This is a genomic window from Neisseria sp. RH3002v2g (assembly GCF_014596425.2).
Lineage (GTDB): Bacteria > Pseudomonadota > Gammaproteobacteria > Burkholderiales > Neisseriaceae > Neisseria.
This window is the reverse complement of record NZ_CP110721.1, coordinates 325028-341916: the sequence shown is the minus strand read 5'-3', so window position 1 is coordinate 341916 and position 16889 is coordinate 325028. Positions and strand designations below refer to the sequence as shown.

Annotated in this window: 10 protein-coding genes; all 10 read left to right on the top strand. The window is 38.5% G+C overall.

Annotated elements, in window-relative coordinates:
- The first annotated feature begins 15 nt into the window (after positions 1-15).
- Complete coding sequence (gene tssE / locus BBP27_RS01600) at positions 16-528, top strand: type VI secretion system baseplate subunit TssE (RefSeq protein ID WP_188211790.1); 513 nt, start codon at positions 16-18, stop codon at positions 526-528.
- A complete protein-coding gene (locus BBP27_RS01595) occupies positions 525-2501 on the top strand; it encodes a type VI secretion system baseplate subunit TssF (protein WP_188211791.1) in 1977 nt (658 codons plus the stop codon). The genes tssE and BBP27_RS01595 overlap by 4 nt, the downstream gene beginning before the upstream one ends.
- Complete coding sequence (gene tssG / locus BBP27_RS01590) at positions 2498-3538, top strand: type VI secretion system baseplate subunit TssG (RefSeq protein ID WP_188211792.1); 1041 nt, start codon at positions 2498-2500, stop codon at positions 3536-3538. Before BBP27_RS01595 ends, tssG begins: the two co-directional genes overlap by 4 nt.
- Positions 3539-3622: 84 nt before the next feature.
- Entirely contained in the window at positions 3623-6274 is a 2652-nt protein-coding gene (gene tssH, locus BBP27_RS01585) for a type VI secretion system ATPase TssH (protein WP_188211793.1), read from the top strand.
- A 134-nt stretch (positions 6275-6408) separates the two neighbouring features.
- Positions 6409-7032, top strand: a complete 624-nt coding sequence (tssJ, locus tag BBP27_RS01580; protein WP_188211794.1) for a type VI secretion system lipoprotein TssJ — start codon at positions 6409-6411, stop codon at positions 7030-7032.
- Between the two features lie 33 nt (positions 7033-7065).
- Complete coding sequence (tssK, locus tag BBP27_RS01575) at positions 7066-8409, top strand: type VI secretion system baseplate subunit TssK (RefSeq protein ID WP_070624732.1); 1344 nt, start codon at positions 7066-7068, stop codon at positions 8407-8409.
- A 24-nt stretch (positions 8410-8433) separates the two neighbouring features.
- Positions 8434-9669 (top strand): type VI secretion system protein TssL, long form, encoded by a 1236-nt coding sequence (gene tssL, locus BBP27_RS01570; protein WP_070624734.1) that lies wholly within the window; start codon positions 8434-8436, stop codon positions 9667-9669.
- A gap of 58 nt (positions 9670-9727) precedes the next feature.
- A complete protein-coding gene (gene tssM / locus BBP27_RS01565; protein ID WP_070624736.1) occupies positions 9728-13285 on the top strand; it encodes a type VI secretion system membrane subunit TssM in 3558 nt (1185 codons plus the stop codon).
- A 146-nt stretch (positions 13286-13431) separates the two neighbouring features.
- Positions 13432-15705: a type VI secretion system Vgr family protein gene (locus tag BBP27_RS01560; RefSeq protein WP_070624738.1), complete on the top strand. Its 2274-nt coding sequence runs from the start codon at positions 13432-13434 to the stop codon at positions 15703-15705.
- Positions 15706-15721: 16 nt separating this feature from the next.
- Entirely contained in the window at positions 15722-16858 is a 1137-nt protein-coding gene (locus BBP27_RS01555; protein ID WP_188211795.1) for a DUF2169 family type VI secretion system accessory protein, read from the top strand.
- The last annotated feature ends 31 nt before the right edge of the window (positions 16859-16889 follow it).

The following is a 16889-nucleotide window of genomic DNA, read 5'->3' as shown; positions in this document are numbered from 1 at the left end:
ACTCAGCAATTAAACATGTCGCAATTCAAAAATCAACTGTTACCCTCTTTATTTGACAGACTAACAGATGAAGAACCGCGCAGAAAAAAAGAGGCACGATCCGATCAGGTCATTAATCTTGATCAATATCGGCAAGCAGTACTGCGTGATATTCTTTATCTACTGAATACATGCAACATGCAAGCAGAAACTATGGGGATTGACCTAACTGAAAATGCACGCTCTTCTACATTAAATTATGGTATCCCTCCCCTTTCTGGTATTAATTTTTCCGATATTGAATGGCAAGATGTGGAACAGAACATCAAACAAGCCATCATCGATTTTGAACCGCGTCTTGAAAATAAGACTCTACAAGTGATCGTAAATACCTCAGACGATGATGACGATGCTTTACATAATAAACTCATTATTGAAATCAAAGGTTACCTGAAACTCAATCCTTATCCTAAAGAATTCTTGCTCCGAACCAGCATGGATGTTGAAACAGGATTGTTTGACTTATTAGATGGGGGAAATGGGGCTTGAATAATAAATTACTGTCTTACTACAACAAAGAGCTAACTTTTCTAAAGGAAATGGGTAAAGAGTTTGCAGCCCAATATCCTAAGATAGCCTCAAGATTAGCTTTAGATACAACCGATATTCCTGACCCCTATGTTGAAAGACTCTTGGAGGGGGTAAGTTTTCTTACTGCACGCACCCAACTTAAACTGGATGCGGAGTATCCTCGTTTTGTCCAAAGAATCTTAGAAGTTGTTTATCCTGACTTCATCAATCAAAAACCGGCTGCAGCTATTGTCAATCTAGAGCCTACTAATCAATATAACGCTGATGTGATCAATCTACTGGAACGAGGTAAAATATTAAGGTCTCTGCCTATTGATGAATTTAAAGTAAGTTGTCCATTTTCTGTAACTAAAACTACTGAAATTCTGCCACTTCATATTGAAAAAGCCAAATACACTGACTCAATAGGTTATTTGCCAAACACACTCCCTGCACTCAAACAATCCTCTAGTAAGAAAGTACAATCTGCCTTGCGTTTGGATTTTTCATTGAGCGTACCAGGTGCATGTTCAGAGATGTTGCCAGATGAATTATCTATATTTTTGGGTACAGAGCTTTCTAAATCATCTTCATTGCTGTTTCTATTGGCTTCTGAATGTGTGGGTGTTGTTTGCCACAGTTACGAAAATCCAAAACAATGGTATTACCCATTACCTACTACACCAGAACATCGTGGTTTTCGAGAAGATGAAGCCTTATCATTTAATTTAGATAAATCGGTGAGTGCATTCCGAATTATGCAGGAGTATTCACGCCTACCGGAAAAGTTTCTATTTATTTCTCAAAAAAATATTAAACAAGCCGTCCAACAAGCCGAGAAAAAAGGACACTTACCTAAAGTACCTGAACATTTAGAGGAAATCGTAAACGATAAGGGAGTCAATAAAAAAATTATTACTTATCGTAAACGCTATTTTAGTCTTTCATTTTTATTCAGTAATAAAATACCTGAATTAACTGAGCTGATCGGTGTAGATGATTTTTCTGTAAATGCCGTACCAGTCGTCAACTTATTCAGAAAAAAAAGCTCACGCTTTCCGGTAAATATTCAAGATCAGGAGCACCATGTCGTTATCGACCGTACCCAGCCCCTGAATTATGAAGTTTACGCTATCGAGCAAGTAAAAGGCTTTGATACCAACAACCTTCAAACCGTAGTATTTTCACCGATGTACAAAGCACCGGATATAGGACTCTTTCCAGAAGCCCAAACTCAGCATGCTTATTTTTCTGCTCGTCGTGCTGATAGAGTACCATCCGAAAACTCAGCTAAAAATGGTTTTCGCTCTTCCTATTTAGGTAGTGAGGTATTTTTATCTCTTGCTAATAATCAGAATTACGCCTTTAATTCAAACGTACAGCACCTTTCTGTCGACGCTTGGTGTACAAGCAGAGATTTGCCTCTAATCATGCCTCGAGACGGAGAATCTGACTTTCTTATTGAGGGATTTTTGCCAGTCAAATCGATTAAACTGATTTCTAAATTAACAAGACCTCAAGAAGCAGTAAGTGAAGATAGGACTCTTTGGTCATTTTTAAATCAATTAAGTTTAAATTACCTGTCTCTTTTAAATACTGATAAAGAAGATGCACCTGTTGCTTTAAAAGAGCTTTTAACAGTATTTGTTTCTTCTGAAAGTGATTTACTGAAAAAACAGATTGAGTCAATTATACGAGTTGAAACCTCAATTATTAACAAAGTAGTCCGTCATTATGGAGTTGCCGCCCCTATCCGAGGAATCAACATTACCGTTACACTGGATGAAGCTCAATTAGGCGGCGTTCATCCTTTCCTATTTGGATCAGTTTTAAACCATTATTTCCGACGTTTGGTGTCTATTAACTCATTTGTACAACTGCGAATTGACACGCTCCAGCAAGGTCATATTGCTACTTGGCCGTCTGAAATTGGGGAGAGGATGATTATATGAGTCCAGTCAACCCAAAAACAGATTTTGGTGACTCATTAGACAATGCTTGGGATGAAAAACTTACAATCTTTTTAAATAAAGTTTCCTCTCAACCATATAAGTATGATTATTTTTCACTCTTGCGCCAGCTTGAGTCCGTTAAATTTATTACTGGTGGGCAAATATTAGGCAAAGCTATTAGCCCAAAAATGGAGAAAATAAGGATCCGCCAAAATCCTTTGCTTACTTTTGCCCCACGCAATCTCCAATCGGTAACCTTATCACCACATTATGTAGAAATTTCCATTAATGGATTTGGTCTGTTTGGCCCATCTGGTCCACTACCTCTACATTTAACCGAATATGCTTATGAACGCCAACATCAACACGGAGACCGGGCATGGACAGGTTTTGCAAATATGTTGCAACACCGCCTGGCTATCTTATTCTATCGGGCGTGGGCCAATGCCCAAAGCATTACATCGTTAGATAAAAATGCCGAAGACCGCTTCGGAAAATATATTGCCAGTTTTAATGGCCTTAATATTCCGACCACACATAACAAAGGTTTAATTCACGAATTTGCTAAACGTTATTTTTCTGGTCTATTAATAAAACAAAGCCGATCTGCAGTCAACCTGCAACAACTGCTCACTCGCTATTTCCAAGTTCCTGTCAACATTCAAACTAACGTAGGGTACTGGGTTGAAGTCGAAGAAGAGAAAACGCAAATTGGGATTATGGGCAACTACACACTTGGGGACGGTTTACTACTAGGTGACAAACTCTATGATATGCAAAGTAAATTCCGGATTATTATTGGCCCCCTTACTCTACCAGCCTACCAATCATTCTTTAAAGACGGTATTAATGCAGCCCGTTTACGCGAATGGGTTCGTTTATTTGCCGCAGAAGAATATGAATGGGACATCCAACCTATTCTGATGCAAAAAGAAGTTCCACTGATGGTTTTAGGAGGGAACACTCAACTCGGCTTATCAACTTGGCTGGGGAATGTTTCCCGAGATGCAAAAGACTTGATCGTCAGCAATCATTAATCAGCTTTTCAGACGGCCATCGTCGATAAAAGCTTTAAAAAACTATTTTGGACATATTTGAAATAATTTAATTAAGGACGTCTTATGTCAAACATCAGCCGCAGCGTATTATTTGGTAAGTTAAATACTACTTTGTATAAAACTTTGGAAAATGCCTATACTTTCTGCCGTCTTCGAGAAAACAGCTATGTTGAATTGGTACACTGGCTACACTCTCTGCTTCAAACTGAAAAAACAGATATCTTCTGCCTGATCAATCATTTTAATTTGGATGAAGCCAAAGTACGAAAAGATGTATTGGCTGCAATAGAAAAACTGCCTGTTGGTGCTACTGCCGTTATTGACTTCTCCGAACATATCCAAACCCTTGTCGAACAAACTTGGACATACAGTTCACTTAAATTTGGTACAGACAAAATCCGTACAGCTCATATTTTCTATACCATGCTGCAAAATAAAACTTTGCAGGGTATTTTGGCCAATATTTCATCTGAATTCCTGAAAATCAAACCAGAGACATTGGCAAACAATATTATTGCTATTACTGCTAACTCTGAAGAAAATCTTGATGTTACCCAAAATGCCTTATCTTCAGAGCCTAATGCTACTCACAAAGAAAGTGCCTTAGCTAAATACGGCAGCAATCTTACCGAAAAGGCTAAAAATGGCGAAATAGATCCAATCACAGGACGCGACACTGAAATCAGACAAATGATTGATATCCTAATGCGTCGCCGTCAAAACAACCCGATTCTCACCGGTGAAGCCGGTGTTGGTAAGACTGCTGTGGTTGAAGCTTTGGCATTACGTTTAGCTGCTGGGGATGTCCCTCCTGGATTAAAAGATGTTCAATTAATTTTATTGGATATCGGTTTGCTCAAAGCTGGCGCCAGTGTTAGTGGAGAATTTGAATCACGCCTCAGAGCAGTGATGGATGAAGTAGAATCCAGCCCAACCCCAATCGTGCTATTCATCGACGAAATCCATACTTTAATTGGTGCTGGTGGTGCTGCCGGTACTGGTGATGCTGCCAACTTACTCAAACCTGCATTGGCTCGTGGCAAACTTCGTACTATCGGTGCAACTACATGGGCAGAATACAAAAAATATTTTGAAAAAGATCCTGCCCTAACTCGTCGCTTCCAAGTGGTACAAGTAGATGAACCCGATGAAGAAAAAGCCATCAACATGCTTAGGGCATTGAATGCTTCTCTAGAAAAACACCATAAAGTGATCATTCTTGATGAAGCAATCCAGGCTGCTGTAAAACTTTCCCACCGCTATATTCCAGCACGTCAGCTCCCCGATAAAGCTGTAGGCCTGATTGATACTGCCTGCGCACGCGTTGCAGTCAGCCAACATGCTGTGCCTGGCAGCATTGAATATCTACGTAAGAAATCTGAAGCATTAAAACTCGAGCAAGCAAATTTAGAACGTGAGAAGAAACTCAGTTTCGATTCTGAAGCTCGGATCACAAACATTGGTAAAGAATTAACTGAGGTTGAAGGCCGTCTGAAAAAATTAGAAGACAGATGGAAATCTGAAGCAGACTTGGTTGTAGAGCTATTGGCTGTACGTGAACAAATCATGCAGGTTGAACAAGAGACAACTGATGAAGAAAACAAACAGTTACGCACCCGCCAAAAAGAGCTGGTTACTAAATTGAAAAAACTGCAAGGTGTTCAACCCTTAGTTATGCCGTTAGTAGACAGTCGTACGGTTGCCGACGTTGTAGCAGACTGGACTGGAATTCCTGTCGGGAAAATGATGAAAGACGAGGTTGAGGCTGTATTACAGCTTGCTGACACCTTAAATAAACGCATCATCGGCCAACGCCACGGTTTGGATGCGATTGCCCGCCGTATTCAAACTTCACGCGCCAATCTAGACAATCCCAACAAGCCTATTGGTGTTTTCATGCTTGCTGGTCCTTCCGGCGTGGGTAAAACCGAAACTGCACTGGCTCTAGCCGATACATTATATGGTGGTGAACAAAATGTGATTACTATCAACATGAGTGAATATCAAGAAGCTCATACTGTATCCACTTTGAAGGGAGCACCTCCAGGCTATGTCGGCTATGGTGAAGGTGGTGTATTAACTGAAGCTGTCCGTCGTAAACCTTACAGTGTTGTTTTGCTCGATGAAGTAGAAAAAGCACATCCAGATGTGCATGAAATCTTTTTTCAAGTATTTGACAAAGGCTGGATGGAAGATGGCGAGGGTCGCTATATCGACTTTAAAAATACCATTATCATTCTCACCACCAATGTTGGTACAGATTTAATTATGGATATGTGCGATGACCCCGAAATGTTGCCTACCCCAGAAGGCCTAACTAAAGCCCTGCGTACTCCCCTGCTGAAAACTTTCCCAGCTGCTTTATTAGGCCGGATGCAAGTTATTCCTTACTATCCGCTATCTGATGATATGCTCTCAAAAATTGTTGAATTGCAATTAGACCGTATCGTAAAACGCATTAAAGATAATCATGGCATCGACCTACACTATACCCCTGAAGTGTTAAAACTAATCACTTCACGTTGTACAGAAGTTGAATCAGGTGGCCGCATGATCGATGCAATTCTTACCAATACTGTTCTACCACAAATCAGCCAAGAACTACTTACTTGCGCAACACAGGGTAAACAAGTTTTGAGCGTAAATATCAACACAAGCAATCATGACTTCAATTACCAATATAAATATAAACTTAGAAAGAAAAATACTTTATAATTCTAAGCAAAATAAGAAATCTTAGTATTCGATCGACAGTCATAGACCAACTAGTTCCTAAAGTCTAGGCTGTCGATTGATTTAAAATTTCTATCATTAAATGCAATCACTATTGATGTATCTAGGTAACCAAAATGCATGGAAAACTGATAAAATATATATCATTTGCAATGATATCTTTGATGGTAAGCGCATGCGCATCCAACCATAAACCACCAAAAGAATCTGACGAAAGTGGAGAAAAAATTGATGTACAAATCATAGTTTCTCCCGATGTCAATCCAAATTTAGTTGATCAACCTTCCCCCATAAGATTGGATTTATATCAACTGTCATCTGATGGTGAATTTAAAAAAGCAAACTATTTTGATCTTACTAATAATGCTAAAGAAACTTTAGGAGACAAATTAATTCAACAAAACCAATTCATGTTACACCCTGATACGGTTTCTGTATTACCTATCAAGATGGATTCTCATCTGAAATACCTAGGTGTTATTGCCAGTTATCGTGATTTGGATAATAGTCAATGGAGATTAATTTTATTAAAACAAAAACAACGATGGTATCAGTTTGGGAAACACTATTTCTACGTGAATATTGGGAAAAATGAATTATATCAATTATCGAAATCAGAGATGCAAGAAATGCTAAAAGAATATAAAGAGCGCCATCCTGATGATCCGCTTATCAAAGAAAATGGGAAAACTCGTAAGAATAATAGTGACCTGAGCAAAGGCATTTTCCGTGAGGAATAAATACTTATATATAAATAATTTGAGGTTGAATGCATGTCAATTGAAGCAAAAGTAGTTTGGTCAGAGGGAATCTTTATTACCCCACAGCATTTTCAGCAATTTGAACGTTATCTTGAGTCTGGATTACGTCAACTAGCTGTTTCTAAAGAAGGTTATTTTTGGGGGTTTTCATCTTTAGTACTGGATTCAGACGGCCTCAAACATGGTGTTCTCGGTATTCGTGAAGCAGAAGGTATTTTTCCTGATGGTTCTATATTTGTGTTTTCCCAAAAACAACTTGAAAATTTAAGCTTAAAAGTACCTGCAAACATAAAAGATACCAAAGTTTGCTTAGCCATTACTCTGCCATCCTCTGTCAATAATGAGATTGACTTTCTAAATCAAAATTCTGCTCACTCTTACCGATATAAAGCATTTGAGAAAACCCTTGCGGATACAACAAACTCCGAATTAGACGGTCGCCAAATTACACTAGCAGATCTTAATCCTACATTGATTTTAGAAAATGATTTAACTAGCAATCAAACTGCCCTTCCTATTGCAGTTATCCGATCCAGTTCAGCAGACTTTGAAATCATTCTAGACGAATCATATATTCCACCTTCCCTAGGAAGCCAAAAGCAACAACACCTAAAAGCTTACATTTCAGAAATATATGGCTTATTAATGCAAAAAAGCAATAGTCTAGCTAACGCTGTAAACGACCCGAATACCGGAGGTTCTGTTGAAGTAATGGACTTTATGATGCTTCAGACCATCAATCGGTATCTGGCTTATTTGCATCATGAAAATGAAGGCGCTCGTCAAACTCATCCAGAACAATTATTTGTCAACTTATCAAAATTATGTGCTGATTTAATGACTTTCCTTCCTTCACGCAAGGTAGGAGATGTTCCTATTTATGAACACAATGATCTAGCATCATGTTTTGGTAAATTATTTTTTAACTTGCGCAAATCACTGTCTATTGTACTTGAACAAAGAGCAATTAGAATTCCATTAGATCTGCGTGATGAAGCAACCCGAGTCGCCCAAACTCCTGATCAAAGCTTACTGGATAAAGCTTCATTTGTCCTAGCCATCAAAGCTGATATGCCTAACGAAGCCTTACGCCAAAAAATTCCAAGTGTAGTAAAAATAGGTACTGTAGAAAAAGTTAAGGAATTGGTTGCTTACCATTTACCTGGAATTAAAGTTCATGCGTTATCCGTGGCACCAAGAGAATTACCATACCATAGTGGTTATGTTTATTTTGAATTAGATAAAAAACATGAATTATGGGATATGTTTGATACTTCCTCAGGTATGGCTTTCCATTTGGCTGGTAATTTCCCTAATTTAGATGTTGAATTTTGGGCGATTAAGTCTTTAAGTTAATTTGATTTAATTTGGAATTTCATTATGAATAACCAGAATAATACTGCAAACAACGCAGTAAATGTTTATAACCCTTTAATTGAAGCTGCTAAACCTGTTCTTATCTTAGCTAACTCTATGCAGCAAACTACTAGTCAATTATCTACTGACAGCCTAATTAATAAATTCTCTCTCTTAATTAATAATTTTGAAGAGAATGCTGAAAAAAATGGAGCTAAATATGATGCTATTCAGGCTGCAAAATACTGTCTTTGTACATTTGTAGATGAATTAGCAGTCCGTGCAGGCTGGGCTGATGAAACTTGGTCAAAGAATAGCTTATTAGTATCTTTTTATGATGAAACTTGGGGTGGAGAACGTTTTTTTGAAATCATTCAAAATTTGAAACAAGATTCTGATAAGAATATTGATTTATTAGAGTTTATGTATTTATGCCTGCAATTTGGTTACAAAGGTAAGTACCAGGTTCTAAACAATGGGGAACTTGAGATCGATAAAATTAAAAGGGACTTACTTGCCTTAATTCACAGTAAACGACCTGACCAAACTGCTAATCTTTTTAAACATAACCCGATTATTACAAATAATATTCAAAGGAAACGCAGGCTTGCTATTCCTTTATGGGTAGTAGGCGTATTAGGAGCTGTTGCATTAGGTGTAGGCTATTTTACAATGCAATGGTCATTAGGAGATAAATTCAATACAGCCAGTACAAAAGTAAACAGCCTCAAACTCCCTTCAGTAATCACCAAACAACAAGATACACAAAAAACAGTCCGACTACGGCCTTTATTGGAAAATGAGATCGCTAGAAAATTAGTATCTGTGGAAGATTTTCAAGACAGAAGCACTGTTACTATTTTAGGTGATGGCTTATTTGAATCCGGCTCTGCACAAATTCAAGACCAATATTATCCTGTTTTGGCTGCGGTTAGCCAAGCCTTAGATAGTGTGGAAGGACAAATTATTGTTACGGGATACACTGACAATCAGCCAATTCAGAGCTTAAATTTTCCATCCAACTGGCATTTGTCACAGGCTCGGGCAGATGCAGTAAAAGAAATTTTATTGAATTACGTTAAAAATGGTGGAACACGCATCCGTTCTGAAGGGCGAGGCTCAACCGATCCTGTCGCACCAAACGATACTTTGGAAAACAGGGCTAAAAACCGAAGGGTTGAAATTACATTATTTACTACAGGAACTGGACCCAAACTAGGTAGCACAGTCGAAATAAAAAACAATACCTCCAATCCTTAACAAAACGGTAGTGCAAACACACAATAATCTATTTTAGATTGATACGGAAAAAATAGACATGAAAAAAATTATTTATTTTCTAGGTTCTCGCTCTTTATGGGTGATGTTGGGTATTACTGGCCTAATTATATTAGTATGGTTTATTGGCCCATTAATCTCCATAGGTGAAGTTCGCCCCTTAGTAAGCAAAACTATTCGTTTTGCAGTGTGTGCCACTATTATTGGTATTTGGTTGGCTAAAGCTGTATTTCGCCAATATCGTGAATCCCGACGAAACGCTGCTTTATTGAAAGAAATTCGAGCAGCCCAAGAACCTATTTTAAAAAGTGCAAATGATGTTAGCTCTATGAGCCGCCAGTTTGCTGAAATGGACAAAGTATTAAAGAATGCTAAATTTTCTAAATCTAAAAACAGTTTGTTGGCTAGACTAGAAGAAGGTCAATACCTCTATCAAATGCCATGGTATGTTGTCCTAGGGGCAGCAGGTTCTGGTAAAACGACTGCACTCAAACGTTCTGGCCTTAACTTCCCCTTAGAAAGCACTTTGGGGACATCTGTAAGTGGCCTAGCAGGTACACGAGATTGTGATTGGTTCCTATCGGATGAAATAGTATTTCTCGATACAGCTGGTAGATTATCTTTACATGACAATCATAGCAGTAAAGATTCTAGTGACTGGGAAGAATTTGTAACGCTGCTGCAACGTTACCGACCTAAACAGCCAATAAACGGGGTATTGGTTACTGTAGGCGTAGATGATTTATTGGGCGGAAAAACCAATATAACAGAAATCTCAGTAGAACTGCGTAAAAGAATCCATGAAATGCATACTAAATTAGGTATACATTTTCCAGTTTATCTTATGATAACCAAATTAGATTTATTGCATGGTTTTAATGAATTCTTTAACCATCTAACTGAAGAACAAAGAAATCAATATTTAGGGATTCCTCTATCTAATACGGAAGGAATGGAAACCCCTATCGCTACTGCTTCTAATGCCTTAGCAGATATTGTAGATAAATTACGCTCCTCTATGTTGGGTACTGTTCACCAATTAGAATCCACTGAAGACAAGGCTGCGGCTTTTGCATTCCCTGAGGAGTTCGAGCGTCTTAATCAGGCCGTACTTTCCCTATTTAAAGAACTGTCTAAATCTTCAAAATTTGAGCAACCTATCGCATGGAGAGGTGTTTATTTTTCAAGCTCAACTCAAACAGGACAACATCTCAACCCTATACTGGAAGGTTTGCAAAGTGATTTCCAATTATCTAAAAAATACTTGGATTCAAACCAGGCCTCTACTCAGAACAACGAACATAGCTTTTTCTTAAATAGACTATTTGCTGACGTTATTTTAAGCGAGGCAAATTTGGCTGGTGAGAATAAATCTTGGTTTGTCAAAAAACAAATCTTGTATTGGCTAGGTATTGGAGCTATTGCAACTGTAGTAATCGCATGTTTGACAATGATGTTGAATAGTTACTCCAATAACCAATCATATCTTGAACAGGTTGATAAAAAAGCAACTGACTTAGCTTCAGATGTAAAAAAATATACAGACGGCCCTGATTTACTTAAGGCTGTCACATTTGCTGAACAAGTTAGAGATACAACTACCAGTAAAGAAATTCCAGATTTATTATCCCCTCCGCTCAGCTATCGTATGGGCCTTTATCAAGGCAGCCAAATGAAAGATGTTGGGGAGTCAGCCTATTATAGAATTCTTCAAGACAACGTAATGCCATTAATCAGCTATAAGTTGGATGAACTTCTACGCACAGCTAATGGCTCCAACAATATTAATAGCTATGATGCATTAAAAGCTTATCTTATGATGTTCCACAAAGAACATTTTGATGCTGCTTTTATGCAAAACTGGTTAATGTCCAATTTGTCTAAAACAGAATCATCAGGCATGAGTGACCAACAAAAAAAATCTGTTGAAAAAGCTCTAAATCAGATTCTTTCTAAACAAAGCATTACACCAAGCGTTCCCTATGATGAAGAATTAGTAGAACGTCGTAGACAGGAAATTGCGCAAAGAGACATTGCAACCATGGTATTAGAAGATACCATAAATACAGTTACTCTCTCTGGAAAGGGAGGAGTTACACCTGTATCCTTTTCAAGTATGGGTGGAGTGCAAAGTCACTTGTTATTCCGACGTAAGACTGGTGGAACCCTGAAAGAACCTATTAACTTTATTTATACTAAAGAAGCCTACATTACTAAAGTTTTGCCTGCTATGGTTAAATCTGCAGAGCAGTTTTTTAATGAAGACAACTGGGTATTAGGTGACTATGCTTCTTTAAGTCAAAGCAAGGCATCTGTCCTTTCTGATGCCCAAAGAATCTATTTCAGTAATTACATCAAAGTTTGGAATAGTTATTTATCTGATTTGTCATTAGTAACACCAAAGTCATCACGAGAGAGTACTCAAATTGCTAAGCTGCTATCTGAAAAGAACTCACCTTTAGTCAATATTATTAAAGGAATTAGTGATAACACGACTTTGGCTATTGACAAACGAATAACAGAAAAAGCTGGCAGCAAAATTACTGATTGGTTAAATAGAGCCGGGCTCTCAAAACTCTTAGAGAGTGAAGAAGGGAATAATACAAAAAATGAATTAGCCGCATTAAAACAAGCAACTCCAGTTGATGATGCTTTTGCAGATTTCCATATATTAACAGAAACCACAAATGATCAACCTCCAGCTATTAACAACGTCACAGAAGCTATAAATGATTTATATGTTTATTTAGTTGCCGTTAATGTTGCTGTAGAAAAAGGAGTGGACTTACCACCTGATGATCCTTTCGTAAAATACAAGGCTGAAGTAAATAGACTGCCACCTCCCTTTCGCCAAATGTTAGATAACTTTTCTGAAATTATTCTGAAAAACACTAACAAAATTGTTGATGAAAAAATTTTATCTACTTTAGAAAAACAAATGGCCACATTGACTAATAGTTGTCAAGAAATACATCAACAAGGATACCCTTTCGATAAAGGATCGGAGGACAATGTTGCATTAGAGAGTTTCACCAGTATATTTGGTCCCAATGGTATCTACAGCAAATTTACCAACTTGACTGGTGAAGCTGCCGTATTGGCACGCTCAGAAAAACTGGAAACTTTAACTGCTAAAAATGATGCATTTAAAGATCGTTTTGCAAAGCTAAACGATATAGCAGATATTCGACAAGGGTATTTTGATAAAGGATCAGAAACTCCTACATTCGACTTTTCGATTAAAGTTTTAATTCTCGATACCAGTTTAGAAAGTGTAAATATTTCATATGCAGGTAAGAGCTATGTATACAGCCACGGTCCTGTAAATCCTGTAACCTTTACTTGGCCATCCAAGAGTGAAAATGCTTTAGCCAAAATAGATATCTCGTCTCCCCAAATCAACAGCGCAGGTATTAGTTCAACTGGGCCGTGGTCAATCTTCCGCCTTATTGAAAAAGGTAAAATTATTCGCCAAACAGGAAATACTACCGTTGTCGAATACAACATCAAAGGAAAAAATGTTGTCCTTGAATTTACTACTTCTACTGCTTTTAACCCCTTTAATTTAAGTAAATTAAGGAATTTTCAGTGTATTTGAAAGTCTCAATAGAGATGTAAATAATATTACCTAAAATATCAACCTCAATATATTTCTCATATTGATACCTTATCCATATTAAAAATATAGGATAAAAACGCTTATAAACTGAATGCTGGTTTAAGATTGACAAGGAGTTTCCCGAAATGAATAGAACTATCGTTGCTCATACGCCTTTGGGATCACAACTATTATTTAAAAAAATGCTTGGAACGGAATCCGTTTCAAATCTGTTTGAGTTCAATATTACATTGGTCTCCCAAAACCCAAATTTACAAGGCAAAGATATTATTGGTCAGTCTGTAACATTGGAAATTGATACTGAAGCAAGCAGTCCTCGTTACCTAAATGGTCTGGTTACCGATTTCGGTTATATTGGGGAAGATGAGGACGAGGAAGGTTATCATGCCTATACTTGTACCACTCGCCCATTCATGTGGTACCTCACTCAAAATACAGACAGCAGGGTTTTCGTTGATAAGTCCGTATTAGATATCGCTAATGAAGTCTTAGCACCATTCGGATTCCCATACCAGATAAAATGTCAAAAAGGGTATCGAACAAGAGGTTTTTGTGTTCAATATCAAGAAAATAGCTTTGATTTCTTAAACCGCCTATTTGAACAAGAAGGTATCTACTATTATTTTGCCCACAGTAATGGTTCACATGAGCTAGTTATTACTGATGATGTTGGTGTTTTAGAAGCTATTTCATCCCCTAACATCCCCTACCACTCTCGAAATACTGCACCAGGGGCACCAAATATTGCCTATATTGATATTTGGGAAGAACGAGATGCTTTAAAATCTAGTCAGTTTGTTACTCAAGAATACAACTATAAAAATGCCAAAGTACCAATGATGTCTTCAGACTTAGTTCATGACTTCAATTCGGTATCTATGGAACACTATGACTTCTACACGGGCTTTAGTGATGTATCGGAAGCACAAAATTATAGCCAGGTCCGTAGTGAAGATTTGAAAAGCCAAACTAAGATTATTACTGGCTCAGGTACTGCACTGACACTTGCTCCGGGTTATACGTTTATCTTGAGCAAACACCCTCATGCATCTTCCAATACCGAATATACTATTCTAAAAGCTGATTATGATTTTGAAGAGGCAGGCTATACGTCTGGAGACCGTATTGGTAAATTTAGAATTTCATTCCGCGTATTACCGAAATCTTATCCATACCGCCCTCCTCTTAAAACTCCCAAGCCAAAAGTTTTAGGGACACAAGCAGCTACGGTAACAGGACCTGCTGGTGAAGAGGTTTACACTAATGAATATGGTGATATTAAAGTCCAGTTTCACTGGGATCGCTATGGAAAAATGGATGAAAACAGTTCCAACTGGGTACGAGTAACTCAAGGCTCTGCTGGTGCTGGCTATGGCTCTATTAATACACCACGCATTGGCGAAGAAGTACTGGTTGATTTTATTAATGGTGATGCTGATCGACCTATTGTATTAGGCCGTCTGTATAACAGCGCAATGTCGCCACCATGGGGATTTCCTGCTGCAGCTAAGCAATCCGGTATCAAGAGTAAAAGTTTTAACTCCCCATTAGCCAACTTTAACGAACTGATGTTCAATGATACTGCTGGATCTGAAATGGTCAACTTCCAGGCACAGAAAGACTTGACCTCACTTGTTAAGAACAATGAAACCCGTAACGTCAACAACGACCGAACCACTACAATTGGTAATAACGAAACTGTAACGGTAGTAGGTGATCGAGCTAAAACCGTTCAAAAAAACGAAACCGCCTCAATTACCCAAAACCGTACTAAATCAGTCGGCCAAAACGAAACTGCCAGTATCACCCAAAACCAAAGCATTAGTGTCGGCCAAAACCAAAGTACTTCTGTGGGTAAAGATCAAAGCGTTTCTGTCGCTAAAAATCGAACCCATTCTGTCGGCCTCGATGAAAACATTGGTATTGGAAAAAATCAGGCTTTGACAGTGGGCTTGGATCAAAACGTTTCTATTGGTAAAAATCAAGCGTTGACCGTTGGTGCCAATCGTAACAAAACTATTGTATCCAACGAAGTAAGCAGTATTGGTGGTAATAAGCAGGAAACCGTCAGCCTAAATGGTATGAGCAACGTTGGTATCGGACAAATGACCAACATTGGAGCTGGCTATATGTTAAATGTCGGAGGTGGTTGGATGACCAACGTTGGTGGAGCAGAAATGCATAGTGTTGGTGGAGTTATGGGGCTTAATGCTCTAGGTAACATCGGCCTTAATGCTGGTGTTAACATCACTTTATCTGCACGAAACAAAATTACCCTTCAAGTTGGTAGCTCTATGATTGTAATAGATAAAAATAAAATCTCTATCGTTAGTAAAAAAGTTAAGATCGTTGGCACTAGTGTAGTAGATATGGACGGCAAAAAAGTCGATATCAACTAAAAGAAAAGGTATATCAATGTTCGAATTGGAGAACTTTACCTGCTTTCATACTCAGCAATTTAAAAACATCGACCAGTTAGATCGAACGTATGATGTTGTAGTTGCTAAAGTCAGTTATGAGTTTGAAATCGATCCTGTAATAGGGAAAACTGTACTTGAGTTTGCCCAAACGCAGACTCCTCTTACATTTGCAGATACGTTTTACGGTGAACCATCTCAAACTTCAACGCAGTTTGAAAGCGACTTTTGCCTTTATAAACCTAAAACTGATTTAGTGGTCAATGCAATCGCCTATGCACCTGATGACACTCCCGCTCGACAACTTGCCGTAGCGGTGAGTGTTGGCGATTACCAAAAGAGTCTGGCTCTTACTGGCGAGCGCTACTGGGTAAGAGAGATAGCCGGATGGTCTCTAAGCGAACCAGATCCTATTCTCTCCTTACCTATCCGCTATGAATTTGCCTTTGGCGGTGGTGCAGTTGAAGACGATCATGAGGGGCATCAGCAAAATCCTGTCGGCATTGGTTATTATCCCAAATCCCAACTCAAACAAAATGGGTTCAAACGGATATTAAAGGCTCACCAGATTTATGACCCAAGCCATCCGGTACGAGATCCTGCTGAAAATGTTGCTCCTGAAGGATTTGGCTTTATGCCCCGTTATTTTGCGCAACGGGCACAACATTCAGGTACTGCCGATGCAGAATGGATAGCTACCCGTGCACCTTTATTACCAAAAGATTTTTCTATGGCTTATTGGAACGGTGCTCATCCTTCCCTTCAATTGCCACATCTAAAGCCTAACCATATCTATACACTAGGATTTACCGGCATGGTACATTCCTTTCAAGCACCTAATCAGTACTTTACTGTCGAACTACCGGTAGAGACTGTATTTGTACATGCCCATACCGCATCTAATATGTCTTTGTGTAAAGACATGGTGTTGGATACCGTACTCGTTGATGTAGAACAACGCCGCATTGACTGTACATACCGGACTTCTTTTGCAGAAGAGCTGGAAATTTCTGCATGTCAACTCAGGTTTATTGCTCGACATGAACGGGCAGAACAAATCGCAGCCGCAGTTGCATGCCATACTTCACAAGACAAATTTATCCCGATACCGCCTTCTCTTGCGGCACTCGCGTAAACAACCCAAAGGCCGTCTGATTCCCAACCAA